Origin of the sequence: Arthrobacter woluwensis (assembly GCF_900105345.1) — a bacterium.
GTDB classification, from domain to species: Bacteria; Actinomycetota; Actinomycetes; order Actinomycetales; family Micrococcaceae; genus Arthrobacter_E; species Arthrobacter_E woluwensis.
This window is the reverse complement of the sequence record NZ_FNSN01000003.1, coordinates 2,306,857-2,323,860: the sequence shown is the minus strand read 5'-3', so window position 1 is coordinate 2,323,860 and position 17,004 is coordinate 2,306,857. Positions and strand designations below refer to the sequence as shown.

The window sequence follows — 17,004 nt, the reverse complement described above, 5'->3', positions numbered from 1 at the left end:
CAGCGAGTTCTCCGCGCTCTCGTTCACCATTGAATAACCACCGGCCTGCGCACCCTGTTCCCTCGCTTCATCGGGGAGTCCGGGGCCGCCAAGCCGAGTTGTGTTCAGCTTAGCCCGATTCCCGGGGGTTCTGGTGGCACCCCCTGGTTTAAGTGTGATTTATGTCAAAGATGAACCCGCGCGAGAGCGACCTCCCGTTTACCTGGGCCGATGCCGTGGCTCCGGCGACCTCCCGCGGAGGGGGCCGGAAGCGTGCCTGCCGGGGCCAGGGGGGAGCGGGCGGTAGAATGAGAGGGGCCGGTCCATGCGCGGATCGCGGGATTCACCCGCGCCGCAGGACGGGCCGGTCATCAGTCGCGAAGCAGAAACTAAGGTCATCGTCGCCGTGAGCACTTCAGAGTCCGCCCTCCGCACGCCGTCATTGCCGCAGGGAGGCGGTTTCTCCCGCAAGCTGAAGGCGTACGTCGCCCTGACCAAGCCGCGCGTGATCGAGCTGCTGCTGGTCAGCACCCTGCCGACCATGATCTTCGCGCAGCGCGGCTTCCCATCGGTCGGCCTCATGGTGGCGACCATGGTGGGCGGCGCTTTCGCCGCCGGCAGCGCCGGCGCCTTCAACTGCTACATCGACCGCGACATCGACAAGGTGATGAAGCGCACCAAGAACCGCCCGCTCGTCACCGGTGAGGTCACGCCCCGGGAGGCTCTCGTCTTCGCGACGCTGCTGGGCATCGCGTCCATCCTGATCCTCTGGGTCGGAGCGAACGGCCTCTCCGCTCTGCTCGGTCTCGGCGCGATCTTCTTCTACGTGGTCATCTACACCCTGATCCTGAAGCGCCGCACCGCGCAGAACATCGTCTGGGGCGGGGCGGCCGGCTGCTTCCCGGTCCTGATCGCCTGGGCGGCCGTGCGGGACACCGTCGAGTGGCCCGCGCTCGTCCTCTTCATGGTGATCTTCCTCTGGACCCCGCCGCACTACTGGCCCCTGTCCATGAAGTACGGCGAGGACTACCGCAAGGCCGAGGTGCCGATGCTCGGCGCCATCGCGGGCGCGAAGGTGGTCTCCGTGCAGGTGGTCCTGTACGCGTGGGCCATGGTCGCCTGTTCGCTGCTGATGATCCCGGTGGGCGGCGCCGGCTGGGTCTACTCGATCGCCGCGATCCTCTCCGGCGCCTGGTTCCTCTGGGAATCCCACAGCCTGTACAACCAGGCCCAGGGTGAGAACGTGGACAACAAGCGCGCCATGAAGGTCTTCCACGGCTCGATCAGCTACCTGACCGTGCTGTTCCTGGCCCTCGCGGTGGACCCGTTCGTCGGCGGCCCCCTCATGGCGGGCTTCTGAGCGGGCAGGCTCAGAGCTTTCCGGTGTGAACCTCCCGGTGTGACGCAAGGCCCGGCCGGATGGCCGGGCCTTCGTCGTGTCCGGGGCTGCTGGCAGGCCGTGACGGGTGGCGCTGTGGTGAGACGGCGCAGCAGGGGAGCGCGACGGCGGGAGCCTGGGCCGCCGTCGTCGTGCGCCTGCCGTCTGCCGCGGCTCAGCCCGAGCCCGGAGACGACGAAGGCCCCGCCGGCGGCGGGGCCTTCGAGGGCGACGATCAGGCCTTGGGGCTCCAGCGGCTCACGTCCGCGAGGTTCGTGGCCGCGGCCATGAGCAGAGCGCCCACCACCATGTGCGAGCCCACGAGCAGCGGCGGGATGCCGTTGTAGTACTGGATGAACCCGATCGCCGCCTGAAGGAGCGTGACGCCGAGCAGCGTCAGCGCGGCGGAGCGGAACAGACCCTGGATCCGGTGACGGAAGGCCAGCACCACGGCCACCAGCACGCCGGCGGTCACGAGGTAGGCGGGCGCGGCGTGGAAGTGGCTGATCACGTCCCAGTCGAGCCCGTTGCGTGGGGCGTTGGCGTCGCCGGCGTGCGGGCCGGCGCCCGTGACGACCACGCCGAGCACGACGGCGAGGGCGGCGAAGAAGGCCACGGCGGCGGTGAGCGGCGCGGCGATGCCCGGGAGGGCCTCCAGCGTGCGGTTCATGAAGCGGCCGGTGCGGCCGTAGGCGCGGTTCACGAGCAGCATGGCGAAGATGACCAGCGCCATCGAGACCAGGAAGTGCAGGCCCACCACCCAGGGGTTCAGCCCGGACAGCACGGTGATGCCGCCGATGATCGCCTGGGCCGGGATGCTGGCGAGCAGGCCGAGCGCCAGGACGAAGAGGTCTCGGCGTTCCTTGCGGATCCGCCACAGCGCCACGAGCATGAGCAGCGCGACCGCGGCCAGCAGGAAGGTCAGCGTGCGGTTGCCGAACTCGATGATGCCGTGGACGCCCATCTCCGGGGTGTTGACGAGCGACTCGCTCGTGCAGCGCGGCCAGGTGGGGCAGCCCAGGCCGGACGAGGTGAGGCGGACCGCGCCGCCGGTCCCGATGAGGATGATCTGACCGACCAGCGAGGCGATGGACAGCTTGCGGACGCGGCCGTCGACCTCGGTGGGGAGCCGCTCCACGAGACGGTTGATCCGTTCACCCAGAGGGGTGCTGGCATTCATACAGGTACCTCATCCATCGTTACTCGCATCATCAATTCCACTTGAACCATTTCACGGCCAGGACCCCGGCCACTCCGGCCCACAGGACCAGGATGACGACGGCGGCCACGTCCACCGTGCCGTGCAGGAGCGCCGCGCGCAGGGCGTCGCCCAGGGCGCCGGAGGGGAGGAACGGCGCCACCTCTCCGATCAGACCGGGCAGACGCCCGGGAGGGACCACGACTCCGCCGAGGGCGCCGAGCAGGATCCACAGGAGGTTCGTCAGGGCCAGGGTGGCCTCGGGCCGCACCGTGCCCGCCACGAGCAGGCCGAGCGCGGTGAACGCCGCCGCCCCCAGGATCAGCAGCGGGATCGCCAGCAGGAGGCCGACGCCGTTCGGCTGCCAGCCGAGGAACAGGCCCGCCACGGAGATCACCACGGTCTGGATGGCCAGCACGGACAGCACGGCCAGGATCTTTCCGGCGATCAGCCCGCCGCGGCCCAGGGGCGTGGTGGACAGGAAGCGGAGGACGCCGTAGCGCCGGTCGAAGCCCGTGGAGATGCCCTGGCCCGTGAAGGCCGTGGACATGGTGCACAGGGCGAGCACGCCGGGGACGGCGATGTCCACGCGGGCGCCCTGGAGATCATCCAGAAGGGGGGTGAAGCGCAGGGCGAAGAGCGCCATGAGCGGCAGCACGATGGCGAGGACCAGTTGCTCGCCGTTGCGGAGCATCGCCAGGGTCTCGTAGCGTCCCTGGGCCAGGACGCGCTGCACGGTGGAAGCGGGGCGCTGGGCGGTGAGCCCGGAATGGCCCGGGCGCACGCCGGACCCCTTCCCGGCGGCGGGGGTGCTGCTGGCCGTCATTCCCGGCCTCCGTTCGGGACGTGGTTCGTCAGAGGGGCCGGCCGGGAGCCGCCGTCGTTCGGGGGCTGCTCGGCCTGAGACTGTTCGGTCCGGGCCTGTTCGGCGCTGCGGGCGGCGATGTCGAGGAAGACGTCCTCCAGGGTGGAGGACGACATCGAGAGGCTGCGGGGGAAGACGCCGCCGACCTCCCAAGCGGTGGCGATGGCGCGCAGATGCGCCGGGGTGCTGATCCCCTCCACGGAGTAGGACCCGGACCGGGTCTCCGCGATGTCCAGACCGTCGGGAAGCGCGAAGGTGAGCCCGGGATCGGCGTCGAAGGTCAGCATGCGGTTCTCGGAGCCGGCGTCGTCGCGGTGCGCGAGCAACGAGGCGACGGTGCCCTCCGCCACGATCCGCCCGGCGTCGACGATGTAGACGTAGTCGGCCAGACGCTCGGCGTCGTCCATGAGGTGGGTGGTCAGCACGATGCCCATGCCGGAGTCACGGAGCTCCTGGATCAGGGTGAAGACCAGCTGCCGCGACTGCGGATCCATGCCGGCGCTCGGCTCGTCGAGGAAGAGGACTTCGGGGCGGCCGACGAGCGCGGCGGCGAGAGCGAGGCGCTGCTTCTGTCCCCCGGAGAGCCTGCGCACGGAGGTGCGGGCGAACTCGGCGATGGAGAGCCGCTCGACCAGATCGTCCACGGGCCAGGGGTCCTGGTACATCCGGGCGATGTGCTGGAGCAGGGGGATCGGATGCGCGGAGGGCGGCAAGCCGCCTTCCTGGAGCATGACGCCCACCCGGGCGCGCAGCTCGGGGCCCGCCGTGTCGGGGTCGTGGCCGAGCAGTTCGACCCGTCCGTCCGTACGGCGCTGAAGGCCCTGGGCGCATTCGAGGGTGGTGGTCTTGCCGGCGCCGTTGACGCCGAGCAGGGCGGTCACCTCGCCGGCATGGGCGGTCAGGGAGAGGCCGGCGACGACGCGCATCATGCGGCCGTCGAGGGCCGTGACCGGACCGACATCCTTGACGAGGGAATCGATCACGAGGACTGGGGGAGCAGCGGAACGCACCATAGCATTCTACGCGAGGTAGAAGGTGGCCGGAGCGGGTCGCGAGGCGGCGTTCCCGCCGGCCGCCAGCGGGCCGGAACGCCCGCTGATCCGGCCCCGGCGAATGATGTGATGATGGTCTCTGGTCACAATCGACAGGTCAGCCTAGCCTTAGTGGAAGGCGGGAAGTTATTTAGTGATGATTGTGTTGTGTATTCCATGGACACCTCCACGAACAGGCCGGTCGACAGCCTGAATCCGGGGGCCCAGCAGGGCGCTCCGGGCTCGGTCGTGCCCGCGCAGCGTGAGGTCCCGTCCCGTGCAGCCTCATCCCGTGCGGCCACGCGAGGCTCCCTGGTCGAGTCCGAGGACCGGACGCGGGACAAGGTCCGGGCCGCCGTGCTGGAGCACGGTCCCATCAGCGCCGCCGAACTCGGCAAGCTGCTCGGCTACACGCCCGCCGCCGTCCGCCGTCACCTCGACCAGCTCGAGCGCGGAGGTGTGATCGAGGTCAAGCGCATGGTCAAGGCCGGGGCGGGAGCGGGCCGCCCGGCGCGGCGTTACGTGATCAGCTCCCAGGGTCAGCAGCACTGGGGCGACGACTACCTGGACATCGCCAGCAAGGCGCTGCACGAGCTGGCGGCACTGGGCGGCGAACAGGCCGTCGAGGCGTTCGCCGAGCGCCGTTTCGCCGGCATGGCGGAGCGCTACGCCGACGAGGTGAACGCCGCAGGGCCCGACGTCGAGGCCCGCGCCATGGCGCTCGTCGCGGCGCTCAACCGTGACGGCTTCGTCGCGAACGCCAATGTCCTGCGCATCCATCCGGTGAGTAAGAAGCCCTTGCCGCCGCAGCTCACAGCGATCCAGCTGTGCCAGGGGCATTGCCCCATCCAGAACCTGGCCGCCGAATTCCCGGTCTTCTGTGACAAGGAGACCGAAGTGTTCGAACGGCTTCTCGGTGTGGACGTCCGTCGTCTTTCCACGCTGGCCAACGGCGGCCACGTCTGCACCACGCACATTCCTACCGGACGCAACCACCAGCAAGAAAGGCCGTGATGACGGACCAACTAGCAGAAAAGCCAGTGGCTGAGGGTACGGTGATCTCCGAGATTCTGGAAAAGAACCCGGAGCTCCACGGTATCGGCAACTACGAATACGGCTGGGCAGACAAGGACGACGCCGGTGCGAACGCGCGCCGCGGCCTGAACGAAGACGTCGTCCGGGACATCTCCACCAAGAAGAGCGAACCCGAGTGGATGCTTGACCTGCGTCTGAAGGGCCTCAAGTACTTCGACCGGAAGCCGATGCCCGCCTGGGGCGCCGACCTCTCCGGCATCGATTTCGACAACATCAAGTACTTCGTGCGCTCCACGGAGAAGCAGGCCGGTTCCTGGGAAGAGCTTCCCGAGGACATCCGGACCACCTACGAGAAGCTCGGCATCCCGGAAGCGGAGCGCAGCCGCCTCGTGGCCGGCGTCGCGGCTCAGTACGAGTCCGAGGTCGTCTACCACCAGATCCGCGAGGACCTGGAGCAGCAGGGCGTCATCTTCCTCGACACCGACACCGCGCTGAAGGAACACCCGGAGATCTTCCAGGAGTACTTCGGCACCGTGATCCCGGTGGGCGACAACAAGTTCGCCTCCCTGAACACGGCCGTGTGGTCCGGCGGCTCCTTCGTCTACGTCCCCAAGGGCGTTCACGTGGAGATCCCGCTGCAGGCCTACTTCCGCATCAACACGGAGAACATGGGCCAGTTCGAGCGCACCCTCATCATCGCCGACGAGGACTCCTACGTGCACTACATCGAGGGCTGCACCGCCCCGATCTACAGCTCGGACTCGCTGCACTCCGCCGTGGTCGAGATCGTGGTCAAGAAGGGCGCCCGCGTCCGCTACACCACCATCCAGAACTGGTCCAACAACGTGTACAACCTGGTGACCAAGCGTGCGATCTGCGAAGAGGGCGCCACCATGGAGTGGATCGATGGCAACATCGGCTCCAAGGTCACCATGAAGTACCCGGCCGTCTACCTCGTGGGCGAGCACGCCAAGGGCGAGACCCTGTCCATCGCCTTCGCCGGCGAGGGCCAGCACCAGGACACCGGTTCCAAGATGGTGCACATCGCTCCGAACACCAAGAGCTCCATCATCTCCAAGTCGGTGGCCCGCAACGGCGGTCGTGCCGCGTACCGCGGCCTGGTCCAGGTCCGCGAAGGCGCCAAGCACTCCGCCAACACCGTCCGCTGTGACGCCCTGCTGGTGGACACCATCTCCCGCTCGGACACCTACCCGTACATCGACATCCGCGAGGACGATGTGCTGCTGGGCCACGAGGCCACGGTCTCCCGTGTCTCCGAGGAGCAGCTGTTCTACCTGATGTCCCGCGGCATGCCCGAGGACGAGGCCATGGCCATGATCGTGCGCGGCTTCATCGAGCCGATCGCCCGCGAGCTCCCCATGGAGTACGCGCTCGAGCTCAACCGCCTCATCGAACTCCAGATGGAAGGATCCGTCGGTTAATGACTGCCGAAGCAACTGAGAAGGCCCGCATCGGCGCCCCGTCGATCGCCGGTTTCACCGAAGAGGGCGAGCAGCTGGTCTCCAGCAAGGTCGACCACAAGCACAATGACGGCACCACCGTCATGTCCTCCCGGGCCGAGCGTCTGACCAGCCACAACGTGGCCGATTTCGCTCTGCCGGACGGCCGTGAGGAGGAGTGGCGCTTCACCCCGGTGCGCGAGCTCCAGCCGCTGCTGCAGGACGGCGCGAACGACGACGGCGCCACGACGGTCTCCGTCGAGGCTCCCGAGGGCTACGTGTCCGCTCCGCTGGCCATCGGTCAGGCGCCCCGCGCCACCGCGCTGGTGCCGGCCGACCGTGCCGCCGCCGTGGCCTCCGCCAACGCTCCCGAGGCGCTGCACGTCGTCGTGCCCGAAGGCGCGCAGCCCGAGGAGCCCGTGCGGATCCTCCTGTCCGGCCAGGGCGCCGGCAAGCGGTCCAACAGCCACCTCGTCCTCGAGGCGGGCGCCAACTCCAAGTCGGTCGTCATCCTCGAGCACGACGGTTCGGCCAACCACAACGGCAACGTCGAGATCTTCGTCGGCGAGGCCGCCGAGCTCACCGTCGTGTCCGTGCAGCTCTGGGAGGATGACGCCATCCACCTGGCCCAGCACGACGCCGTCGTGGCCAAGGAAGGCGTGTACAAGCACATCGCCGTGACGCTGGGCGGCAAGATCGTCCGCCTGAACTCCAATGTGCGCTTCTCCGGCGAGCAGGCCGAGGCCGAGCTCCTGGGGCTCTACTTCGCCGATGCCGGGCAGCACCTGGAGCACCGCTCGTTCGTGGATCACAACGTCCCGAACTGCACCTCCAACGTCCTCTACAAGGGCGCGCTGCAGGGCAAGGGCGCTCACACCGTGTGGGTGGGCGACTGCCTCATCCAGAAGCAGGCCGTCGGCACCGACTCGTACGAGAAGAACCAGAACCTGGTCCTGACCGACGGCTGCCGTGCGGACTCCGTGCCGAACCTGGAGATCGAGACCGGCCTGATCGCCGGCGCCGGTCACGCCTCCTCGACCGGCCGTTTCGATGACGAGCACCTGTTCTACCTCATGGCGCGAGGCATCCCGGAGGATGTGGCCCGCCGTCTGGTGGTCCGCGGCTTCCTGAACGAGATCATCCAGAAGATCAAGGTCCCGGCCCTCGAGGATCGCCTCACCGAGGCCGTGGAACGCGAACTGGCCGCAGGCGAGAACTAGAAGGAGCGGACGTGCCGGAAACGCCCCAGGGCACCTTGGTGTGCAAGAGCACCGAGATTTCGCCCAAGCAGGCCCTCAGGGTTCTCCTCGACGGATACCCCGTCGCCGTGGTGAAGGACTCCATGGGGGAGATCCACGCCATCGGCGACACCTGCTCGCACGCGGACGTGTCCCTCTCCGAGGGTGACGTCGAGGGCGGCGCGATCGAATGCTGGGGACACGGTTCCCAGTTCGATCTGCGGTCCGGCCAGCCGCTCCAGCTGCCCGCCTATGATCCCGTTCCCGTCTTCGCCGTGGAGATCCACGGCGACGACGTGTACGTCGACACCAGCAACGTTGTGAACGGCGCCCGGGTCTTCTGAGCCCCGGCCGCATCAAACAGACTTAGGACAAGAAAGAACAGCATGTCTACTCTTGAAATCAAGGACCTGCACGTCAGCATTGAGACCGAGCAGGGCGAGAAGGAAATCCTCAAGGGCGTCTCCCTGGTCATCAAGACCGGCGAGACCCACGCCATCATGGGCCCCAACGGCTCCGGCAAGTCCACCCTGGCCTCCACGATCGCCGGTCACCCGCGCTACACCGTGACCAGCGGCTCCATCACCCTGGACGGCGAGGACGTCCTGGAGATGAGCGTGGACGAGCGCGCCCGCGCCGGTCTCTTCCTCGCCATGCAGTACCCGGTCGAGGTCCCCGGCGTCACCATGACCAACTTCCTCCGCACCGCCAAGACCGCGATCGACGGCGAGGCCCCCTCGCTGCGTCACTGGACCAAGGACGTCAAGGCCGCCATGGAGCAGCTGCGCATCGACGCCGACTTCGCCCAGCGCAACGTCAACGAGGGCTTCTCCGGCGGCGAGAAGAAGCGCGTGGAGATCCTCCAGCTCGAGCTCTTCAAGCCGAAGTTCGCCATCCTGGACGAGACCGACTCCGGCCTGGACGTCGACGCCCTGAAGGTCGTCTCCGAGGGCGTCAACCGCGCTCACGCCGGTGGCGAGATGGGCACGCTGCTCATCACCCACTACACGCGCATCCTGCGCTACATCAAGCCGGACTTCGTCCACGTCTTCGTCGACGGCAAGGTCGTCGAGCAGGGTGGCCCGGAGCTGGCCGACCGCCTCGAGGACGAGGGCTACGACCGCTACGTGGCCGGCGCCGGCACGGCCTCCGAGCCGGCAGCGGTCTGAGCCACTCGCCTGACAACCCGGGAGGGGACAGAAGATGACCGAAGTGAATGCGGCCAGGACAAGTCTTGAGGACGTCGAAGAGGCGCTCAAGGACGTCATCGACCCCGAGCTCGGCGTCAACGTCGTGGATCTGGGCCTGCTCTACGGGCTCAAGTACTCCGACGAGGACGGCGCGCTCCTGATCGACATGACGCTGACCACCGCGGCCTGCCCGCTCACCGACGTGCTCGAGGAGCAGGTGGGCAAGGCCCTGGACGGTGTCGTGGACGACTGGCGCCTCAACTGGGTGTGGATGCCGCCGTGGGGTCCCGAGCGGATCACCGATGACGGCAAGGACCAGATGCGGGCCCTCGGCTTCAACATCTGATCCAGCGTGCGCGGCTGAACACGGCTGAGCACAGTTGAACGACGACGGCGGCGGCCGGGAGTGATCCCGGCCGCCGCCGTCGTTCGTGGGGTCAGATCCCGGGCCGCGTCAGTAGCTCCTGCCCACGACCGCGAAGAGTTCCTCGGGGCGCGCGTCCGGGGCCGGGAGACCACCGTCCTCGGTCTGCAGGCAGCGCACGGTGATGGCCGAGCCGTTGAGGGTCCTCTCGCCGGCTTCGCCGAGGAGGTCCCAGCGGATCCGGGCGAATCCCGCCTGAGCCGCCTCCTTCGCCTCGGCGGGATCGGTCGTCTCGACGGTGTGGTCCGTCAGCCGACGCTGGGCCTCCTGGAACATCGCGTGCTGGATCTCCGTCAGCAGGCCGGGGATGAGCGCGGAGGTCTCGCTGAGCGTCACCGGCGCCTTGGAGCCCGTGTCACGGCGGACGAGGGTCGCGACACCCTGCTCCAGGTCGCGCGGGCCGATCTCGATCCGGAGCGGGACTCCCTTGAGTTCCCACTCCGTCACACGGCGTCCGAAGCCGGTCGTGAGCCGTTCGTCGATCTTCACCCGGACGCCCGCCTCCTCCAGTTCCTCACGGAGGCGCGCCGCAGCGGCGAGGACGCGGCCGTCGTCGCGCACGGGGACGATCACCAGCTGGACCGGGGCGATGGCCGGAGGGAGGCGCAGCCCCGTGTTGTCGCCATGGGACATGATCAGCCCGCCGAGCATCCGCGTGCTCGATCCCCAGGACGTGGTCCAGCAGTCCTGCACGGCGCCCTCCGAGTCCGTGAACCCGATGCCGAAGGCCTTGGCGAAGTTCTGGCCGAGTTCGTGGCTCGTGGCCATCTGGAGGGCTTTGCCGTCGACCATCATGGCCTCGCAGGTCATGGTGTTGACGGCGCCCGCGAACCGTTCGGCGGGGGACTTGTCACCCATCAGGACGGGGATGGCCAGGACGTCCTCCAGGAACGAGCGGTACACCTCGAGGTGGATGCGGCGCGCGTACGCCGCCGCCTCCTCACGCGTCGCGTGGGCCGTGTGGCCTTCCTGCCACAGGAATTCGCTGGTTCGCAGGAACGTCCGGGGACGCATCTCCCAGCGCACGACGTTGGCCCATTGATTCAGCAGGAGCGGCAGATCGCGGTAGGACTGGACCCACTTGGCCATGAGCTCACCGAAGATCGTCTCGCTGGTGGGCCGCACGACCACCGGCTCGCTGAGCTCCTTGCCTCCGGCGTGAGTGACCACGGCGAGCTCCGGGCTGAACCCGTCCACATGCTCGGCCTCCCGTTCCAGGTAGGACTGCGGGATGAAGAGCGGGAGGTAGACGTTCTCGGCGCCGGCGGCTTTGATACGGCCGTCGACGGCGGCCTGCATCCGCTCCCAGATGCCGTAGGCATAGGGGCGGATGACCATGGTCCCGCGCACCGGGCCGTTGTCGGCCAGCTGCGCCTTGTCCAGGACGTCCTGATACCAGCGGGGGAAGTCCTCGACTTGATCGGCGAGGACGGAAGCGTGTGCTTTCACCATGGCCCGACCCTACCGGACGGCTGGGCGCCGGGTGCCTGACCGGTTCAGGGCTTGACGGTGTAGTGGCTCGTGATGGCGACGCGGTTGTAGGCGTTGATCGTGATGGCGAGCCAGGACACCGCGGAGATCTGCTCCTCGCTGAGCACCTGGGACACCGGGACGTAGACCTCGTCCGGGACCTGGTGATCGGACACCTGGGTGATCGCCTCGGTCAGGGCCAGCGCGGCGCGTTCGACGGCGGTGAAGTACTCGCTCTCCCGCCACGCCGGGAGGACCGCGAGGCGGTCCTGCGTCTCACCCAGCGTGACCGCGTCCTTGGTGTGCAGCCGCAGACAGTAGGCGCAGCCGTTGATCTGCGAGGCGCGGATCTTGAGGAGCTCGCAGAGCAGGGGGCTGATGTCCGCCGCGGCAGCGGCCTCAGTGGCGGCCTTGCTCAGCTTCCCCAGCGCTTTGAAGGTCTCGGAATGGGCTTTGCTGATGTTCACTCGACGGTTCATGTCTGCATGCTAGCCGCGGCCCGTGCGCCGGGACATCCCCCGACCGGCTTATTCATGAGCCGTTCGACGGCGGTTCAGCCGGAGGGCCAGGAGCACCACGATCAGGGCGATCCCGAGGTCAAGGAACGTTCCCGCGGCGAACTCGGCTTGGCCCGTCAGACCTGCCGCGGTGCAGATCCCGCCGATCAGGATGACGCCCAGGGAGAGCGCGAGCTGCTGCACGGTGCCGAACAGCCCGCCGGACAGGCCGGCCGCCTCCACTGGGATCTCGCGCACCACCGCCTGGGTGAGCGGGGAGAAGATCATCGCCTGTCCGGCGCCCAGGAGCACCAGGCTGGGCTGCAGCAGCAACGGAAGCGCCGGGGTCCAGGCCAGGAGGACGGTCGCGGCGATCAGGACGAGCGCCGCCCCCTGAAGCGTGACGCCCCAGAACAGCGTGCGGTCCCCGAGCCACCGCTGGATCCTGGACAGGCTGAGGGACACGGCCGTGAACACCAGGGCGAAGGGAAGCAGGAGGAGGCCCGCGTCCAGGGGCGTCAGGCCGAGACCGTGTTCCAGGGCGCGCGGGATGACGTAGAGGATCGCTCCGTACCCGGCGAAGAACAGTCCGGCGGCGAGCAGCCCGGTCTGCAGGGCCGGCAGACGCAGGATGCTGGGCGGCAGGAGGGGCACACGGCCGGACCGTTCGATCCGGTTCTGATGCCGCCACAGTGCGAGCAGAAGGACCGCGCCCACCACGAGCGCGACCGGCACCGGCCACGGCCAGCCGAGCGACGGCCCGAACGTCAGACCGGCGGCCAGCAGCAGGACGCCGCCGCCGAGCTGGAGCGTGCCCGCAACGTCGATGTCCACGGCCTCATGGGCTGTGCTGCGGGGTGCGAAGCGGCCGAGCACGACGGCGGCCGCCGCGATGGCCGCGGCGAGCCAGTAGACGGCGCGCCAGCCGGAGAGGGGCCCGAACGTGACGCTCGCCAGCGCCCCGCCGGCCACCTGACCGAGCGCCGCACCGATGCCGCCACTGGCCCCGAAGGCGGAGATGGCCCGCACGCGGGCCGCGCCCACGCTCGTCGCCTGGATCGTGGCGAGCACTTGGGGCGTGCAGAGCGCGGCGCCGAGGCCTTGTGCGATCCGTGCGGCGATCAGGACCCCGAGGTTCGGCGGGAAGGAGCAGGCCAGGGCCGCCACGAGGAACACGACCATTCCGAGGGTGAACATGCGGTGCCTGCCAAAGCGGTCACCGAGGCGCCCGCCCAGAATGAGCAGCGTGGCGAAGGGGATCCCGTAGCCGGCGACGACGAGCTCCAGCCCGGCATCGGACGCGGAGAACTCCGTGTGCAGCTGCGAAAGCGAGACGGTGACGGCGTTGAAGGCGTAGGACCCGACGCCGGGCGCCAGGACGAGGCCGAGATAGCGCCAGATCGGCACGGAGGCCGGGGGGACCGGGTGGAGCGTGGTCGTTGCTGAGGCGGTGGGCGCGGTGGTCATGGGACCACTCTGCTCCGCTCCTTATCCTGGTGCCAGGAGCCTGTTTATCCTGGTAGTGACAGCACCCGGCCCAAGTGCTCCCGGCCGCGTACGGGCGTGAGAGGATCGCTGCAGGAGGAGACATGTCCACTTCGGCACGCCGCGAGGAATTCGCGGAATTTCTGAGTTCCCGTCGGGCGCGGCTGCGGCCGGAGGACGTGGGGCTGCCACGGGGCGCGCGGCGCCGCGTCGCGGGTCTCCGGCGCGAGGAAGTGGCCCAGCTCGCCGGCGTCGGACTCACTTGGTACACGTGGCTCGAGCAGGGTCGGCCCATCGCGGCGTCGGAGCAGGTGCTGACGTCGATCGCGCGGGCGCTCCTCCTGAGTGACGACGAACGGGATCACCTGTTCGCGCTGGCCGGCGCCGCGATCCCCGAGCGTGCCCCGATGAGCTGCCTGAACGACTCGCACCACGAACTGCTCGCCAAGCTCATGCCCTACCCGGCGGCCGCTCAGACCGCCCGCTTCGACATCGTCGCCTACAACCGCTCCTACCGGTATCTGTTCACGGACTTCGACCGGATCCCGGTGGGGGAGCGCAACTGCGCGCGGCTGCTGTTCACGGCTCCGGAATGGCAGAAGGCGCACGTGGATCTCGAGCACGCTCAGCGGCGCATCGCCGCCCGTCTCCGCGCCGCCTACGGCCGCCATCGGGAGTATCCCGAATGGCAGCGCTTCATCCAGGAGCTCCAGGACGCCTCCCCGGTGTTCCGGGAGCTCTGGGCCCGTGGCGACGTCTCCGGTGAGCGCAACGCCCTCAAGCGGCTCCGTCACCCCCAGTTGGGTGAGCTGAATCTCAGCATGACGAGCCTGTGGACCGACGAGACCCTTGGAACGCGGATCGTCTGGTTCGCCCCGGCGGACGCTGTGAGCGCCGAACGCCTGGAACTCCTCGCACGGCTGGAGCAGGATCAGCCGCTGACCAGCGCCGCGGCCTGAGCGGCGCCACTCCGGGTTCATCCGTTCCTGAGGGAACCGGTGCCGAGCGCTCCCGGCGCTCGTACTAGACTGTTCGGTGGCTGGCTGTGGTCCCGTATGCCGCAAGTCATGAAGCCGCAAGATGAACAGGAGACACCGTGTCAGAAGCCCAACAGATCACCCTCAGAGTCGACGGAGACGAGACCCAGGTGACCGCGGGCACCACTGGCGCGGAGTTGTTCTTCGATCGCCGTGACGTGGTGGTCATGCGTGTCGACGGTGTGCTCAAGGATCTGGACCAGCCCCTGGAGGCCGGCGCCGAGATCGAGTCCGTCACCATCGACTCCCCGGACGGCCTGAACGTCCTCCGCCACTCCACCGCGCACGTCATGGCCCAGGCCGTGCAGCAGCTGCGTCCGGATGCCAAGCTCGGCATCGGTCCGTACATCAAGGACGGCTTCTACTTCGACTTCGACGTCGCCGAGCCCTTCACCCCCGAGGACCTCAAGGCCCTCGAGAAGATGATGCTCAAGATCGTCAACCAGAACCAGAAGTTCGTGCGCCGTGTCGTCTCCCCGGAGGAGGCGCGTGAGGCGATGGCCGACGAGCCGTACAAGCTCGAACTGCTCGGCAAGGCCGACTCCGCCGATGAAGCGGGCGAGGGCGTCAACGTCGAGGTCGGCGCAGGCGACATCACGATCTACGACAACGTGGACCGCAAGAGCGGCGACGTGGTCTGGTGCGATCTCTGCCGCGGCCCGCACCTGCCCAACACCAAGCTGATCTCCAACGCCTTCGCACTGACCCGTTCCTCGGCCGCCTACTGGCTGGGCGACCAGAACAACAAGCCGCTGCAGCGCATCTACGGCACCGCGTGGCCCACCAAGGAAGCCCTCAAGGAGTACCAGGAGCGCCTGGCCGAGGCGGAGCGCCGCGATCACCGCAAGCTCGGCGTCGAACTGGACCTCTTCTCCTTCCCGGACGAGCTGGGCTCCGGTCTGCCGGTGTTCCACCCCAAGGGCGGCATCATCCGCAAGGCGATGGAGGACTACTCCCGCCAGCGGCACGTGGAAGCCGACTACGAGTTCGTCTACACCCCCCACATCACCAAGGGGCACCTGTACGAGGTCTCGGGCCACCTGGACTGGTACAAGGACGGCATGTTCCCCGCGATGCACGTCGACGCGGAGTTCAATGAGGACGGCACCGTGCGCAAGCCGGGCCAGGACTACTACCTCAAGCCCATGAACTGCCCCATGCACAACCTGATCTTCCGCTCCCGCGGACGGTCCTACCGCGAGCTCCCGCTGCGGCTCTTCGAGTTCGGCTCGGTGTACCGCTACGAGAAGTCCGGCGTGGTGCACGGCCTGACCCGTGTCCGTGGCATGACTCAGGACGACGCTCACATCTACTGCACCAAGGAGCAGATGAAGGACGAGCTGACCAGCACGCTCAACTTCGTGCTCGGGCTGCTCAAGGACTACGGCCTGGACGACTTCTACCTGGAGCTGTCCACCAAGGACCCCGAGAAGTACGTCGGCAGCGACGAGGTCTGGGAGGAAGCCACCCGCACCCTCGCCGAGGTGGCGGAGGCATCCGGGCTGGAGCTCGTGCCGGACCCGGGTGGAGCCGCGTTCTACGGCCCCAAGATCTCCGTGCAGGCCAAGGACGCCCTGGGGCGCACCTGGCAGATGTCCACGATCCAGCTGGACTTCAACCTGCCGGAGCGCTTCGAACTCGAGTACCAGGCCGCGGACGGCTCCCGCCAGCGTCCCGTGATGATCCACCGGGCGCTCTTCGGTTCGGTCGAGCGCTTCATGGGTGTCCTCACCGAGCACTACGCCGGGGCGTTCCCCGCGTGGCTCGCGCCGGTTCAGGTCGTGGCCATCCCGGTCGCCGAGGCGTTCAACGACTACCTCTATGAGGTGGCGGCGAAGCTCAAGAAGGCCGGCATCCGGGTGGAGGTGGACGCGTCCAGCGACCGCTTCCCGAAGAAGATCCGCACCGCCAGCAAGGACAAGGTGCCCTTCGTCCTGATCGCCGGGGGCGAGGACGCCGAGAACGGTGCGGTGTCCTTCCGGTTCCGTGACGGCAGCCAGGACAACGGCGTGCCGGTCGAGGAAGCCGTGCAGCGGATCGTCGACGCCGTGAAGAACAGGACCCTCTAGGCATGACGGAACCCACAGGCGCTGCGGAGACTTCCGGGACGGGCACGACCTCTGATGAAGCCGTGACCGACGATTTCCAGCTCCCCGGCGTCCCGGACGCCTTCCAGCGCCTGTGGACCCCTCATCGGATGGCCTACATCAAGGGTGGTCAGGAGCAGTACGACCACCCGGATTCCTGCCCGTTCTGCGTGGCGCCGGGCCGTTCCGACGAGCAATCGCTCATCGTGCACCGGGGGAAGCTCTGCTACGTCATCCTCAACCTGTACCCGTACAACCCCGGGCACGCCCTCATCTGCCCCTATCGCCACGTGTCCTATTACACGGACCTGACGGAGGAGGAGACCGCCGAGTTCTCGGCCCTCACCCAGACCACCATCCGCGTGCTGCAGAAGGTGTCCCGTCCGGGCGGTTTCAACATCGGCATGAACCAAGGCAAGGTGGGCGGCGCCGGGATCTCCGAGCACCTTCACCAGCATGTGGTGCCGCGCTGGGGCGGGGACGGCAACTTCTTGCCGATCATCGCGCAGACCAAGGCGATCACGCAGACCTTGGGTGAAGTCCGGGAGCTGCTGGCCGAGGGCTGGCCGGCGGACGACGACGGCGACGTGGCGGGTGCCGCACACACGGCAGCGGCAGGGGACCTCTGAG

16 protein-coding genes are annotated in these 17,004 nt (G+C 68.3%); 10 read left to right on the top strand and 6 right to left on the bottom strand.

What is annotated here, in order from left to right; translation table 11 throughout:
• Window positions 1–376 precede the first annotated feature (376 nt).
• Window positions 377–1,339, top strand: a complete 963-nt coding sequence (locus BLV63_RS11305) for a heme o synthase (RefSeq protein ID WP_066213128.1) — start codon at window positions 377–379, stop codon at window positions 1,337–1,339.
• A gap of 253 nt (window positions 1,340–1,592) precedes the next feature.
• Here BLV63_RS11305 and BLV63_RS11300 read toward each other — a convergent pair whose 3' ends face one another.
• The 3 genes from BLV63_RS11300 to BLV63_RS11290 are packed head-to-tail and all read right to left on the bottom strand — an operon-like array spanning window position 1,593 to window position 4,430.
• On the bottom strand, window positions 1,593–2,537 hold the full coding sequence (locus BLV63_RS11300) for a COX15/CtaA family protein (protein ID WP_066212793.1): 945 nt from the start codon (window positions 2,535–2,537) through the stop codon (window positions 1,593–1,595).
• Between the two features lie 31 nt (window positions 2,538–2,568).
• Window positions 2,569–3,381, bottom strand: coding sequence for an ABC transporter permease (locus BLV63_RS11295; protein WP_082724076.1), 813 nt, complete (start codon window positions 3,379–3,381; stop codon window positions 2,569–2,571).
• Window positions 3,378–4,430 (bottom strand): ABC transporter ATP-binding protein, encoded by a 1,053-nt coding sequence (locus BLV63_RS11290; RefSeq protein WP_082724098.1) that lies wholly within the window; start codon window positions 4,428–4,430, stop codon window positions 3,378–3,380. The genes BLV63_RS11295 and BLV63_RS11290 overlap by 4 nt, the downstream gene beginning before the upstream one ends.
• Before the next feature lie 270 nt (window positions 4,431–4,700).
• Between BLV63_RS11290 and BLV63_RS11285 the strand changes: the two genes are divergently transcribed.
• Genes BLV63_RS11285 through BLV63_RS11260 form a run of 6 tightly spaced genes read left to right on the top strand, consistent with a single transcriptional unit; the run spans window position 4,701 to window position 9,720 of the window.
• A complete protein-coding gene (locus tag BLV63_RS11285; protein ID WP_066213122.1) occupies window positions 4,701–5,465 on the top strand; it encodes a helix-turn-helix transcriptional regulator in 765 nt (254 codons plus the stop codon).
• Window positions 5,465–6,928, top strand: coding sequence for a Fe-S cluster assembly protein SufB (gene sufB, locus BLV63_RS11280; RefSeq protein ID WP_066212790.1), 1,464 nt, complete (start codon window positions 5,465–5,467; stop codon window positions 6,926–6,928). The genes BLV63_RS11285 and sufB overlap by 1 nt, the downstream gene beginning before the upstream one ends.
• Window positions 6,928–8,166: a Fe-S cluster assembly protein SufD gene (gene sufD / locus BLV63_RS11275; protein WP_066212788.1), complete on the top strand. Its 1,239-nt coding sequence runs from the start codon at window positions 6,928–6,930 to the stop codon at window positions 8,164–8,166. The genes sufB and sufD overlap by 1 nt, the downstream gene beginning before the upstream one ends.
• 11 nt (window positions 8,167–8,177) lie before the next feature.
• Window positions 8,178–8,528 (top strand): non-heme iron oxygenase ferredoxin subunit, encoded by a 351-nt coding sequence (locus BLV63_RS11270; protein ID WP_066212786.1) that lies wholly within the window; start codon window positions 8,178–8,180, stop codon window positions 8,526–8,528.
• Between the two features lie 42 nt (window positions 8,529–8,570).
• Window positions 8,571–9,353, top strand: coding sequence for a Fe-S cluster assembly ATPase SufC (gene sufC, locus BLV63_RS11265; RefSeq protein WP_066212783.1), 783 nt, complete (start codon window positions 8,571–8,573; stop codon window positions 9,351–9,353).
• 34 nt (window positions 9,354–9,387) lie between these two features.
• Complete coding sequence (locus tag BLV63_RS11260) at window positions 9,388–9,720, top strand: metal-sulfur cluster assembly factor (RefSeq protein WP_066212780.1); 333 nt, start codon at window positions 9,388–9,390, stop codon at window positions 9,718–9,720.
• 108 nt (window positions 9,721–9,828) lie between these two features.
• Here the strand turns inward: BLV63_RS11260 and proS are convergent, their stop codons facing one another.
• Genes proS through BLV63_RS11245 form a run of 3 tightly spaced genes read right to left on the bottom strand, consistent with a single transcriptional unit; the run spans window position 9,829 to window position 13,232 of the window.
• Window positions 9,829–11,250, bottom strand: coding sequence for a proline--tRNA ligase (gene proS, locus BLV63_RS11255; protein WP_066212778.1), 1,422 nt, complete (start codon window positions 11,248–11,250; stop codon window positions 9,829–9,831).
• 44 nt (window positions 11,251–11,294) lie between these two features.
• Window positions 11,295–11,747 carry a carboxymuconolactone decarboxylase family protein gene (locus tag BLV63_RS11250; protein ID WP_066212776.1) on the bottom strand — a complete coding sequence of 151 codons (453 nt, stop codon included), beginning with the start codon at window positions 11,745–11,747 and terminating at the stop codon, window positions 11,295–11,297.
• 48 nt (window positions 11,748–11,795) lie between these two features.
• Window positions 11,796–13,232 carry an MFS transporter gene (locus tag BLV63_RS11245; RefSeq protein ID WP_066212772.1) on the bottom strand — a complete coding sequence of 479 codons (1,437 nt, stop codon included), beginning with the start codon at window positions 13,230–13,232 and terminating at the stop codon, window positions 11,796–11,798.
• Window positions 13,233–13,354: 122 nt separating this feature from the next.
• Between BLV63_RS11245 and BLV63_RS11240 the strand changes: the two genes are divergently transcribed.
• The 3 genes from BLV63_RS11240 to BLV63_RS11230 all read left to right on the top strand — a co-directional run bounded on the left by BLV63_RS11240 (window position 13,355) and on the right by BLV63_RS11230 (window position 17,003).
• Window positions 13,355–14,209, top strand: a complete 855-nt coding sequence (locus tag BLV63_RS11240) for a helix-turn-helix transcriptional regulator (RefSeq protein WP_066212768.1) — start codon at window positions 13,355–13,357, stop codon at window positions 14,207–14,209.
• 137 nt (window positions 14,210–14,346) lie between these two features.
• Window positions 14,347–16,356, top strand: coding sequence for a threonine--tRNA ligase (gene thrS, locus BLV63_RS11235; protein ID WP_066212766.1), 2,010 nt, complete (start codon window positions 14,347–14,349; stop codon window positions 16,354–16,356).
• 2 nt (window positions 16,357–16,358) lie between these two features.
• Entirely contained in the window at window positions 16,359–17,003 is a 645-nt protein-coding gene (locus BLV63_RS11230) for an HIT family protein (RefSeq protein WP_066212764.1), read from the top strand.
• Window position 17,004 lies beyond the last annotated feature (1 nt).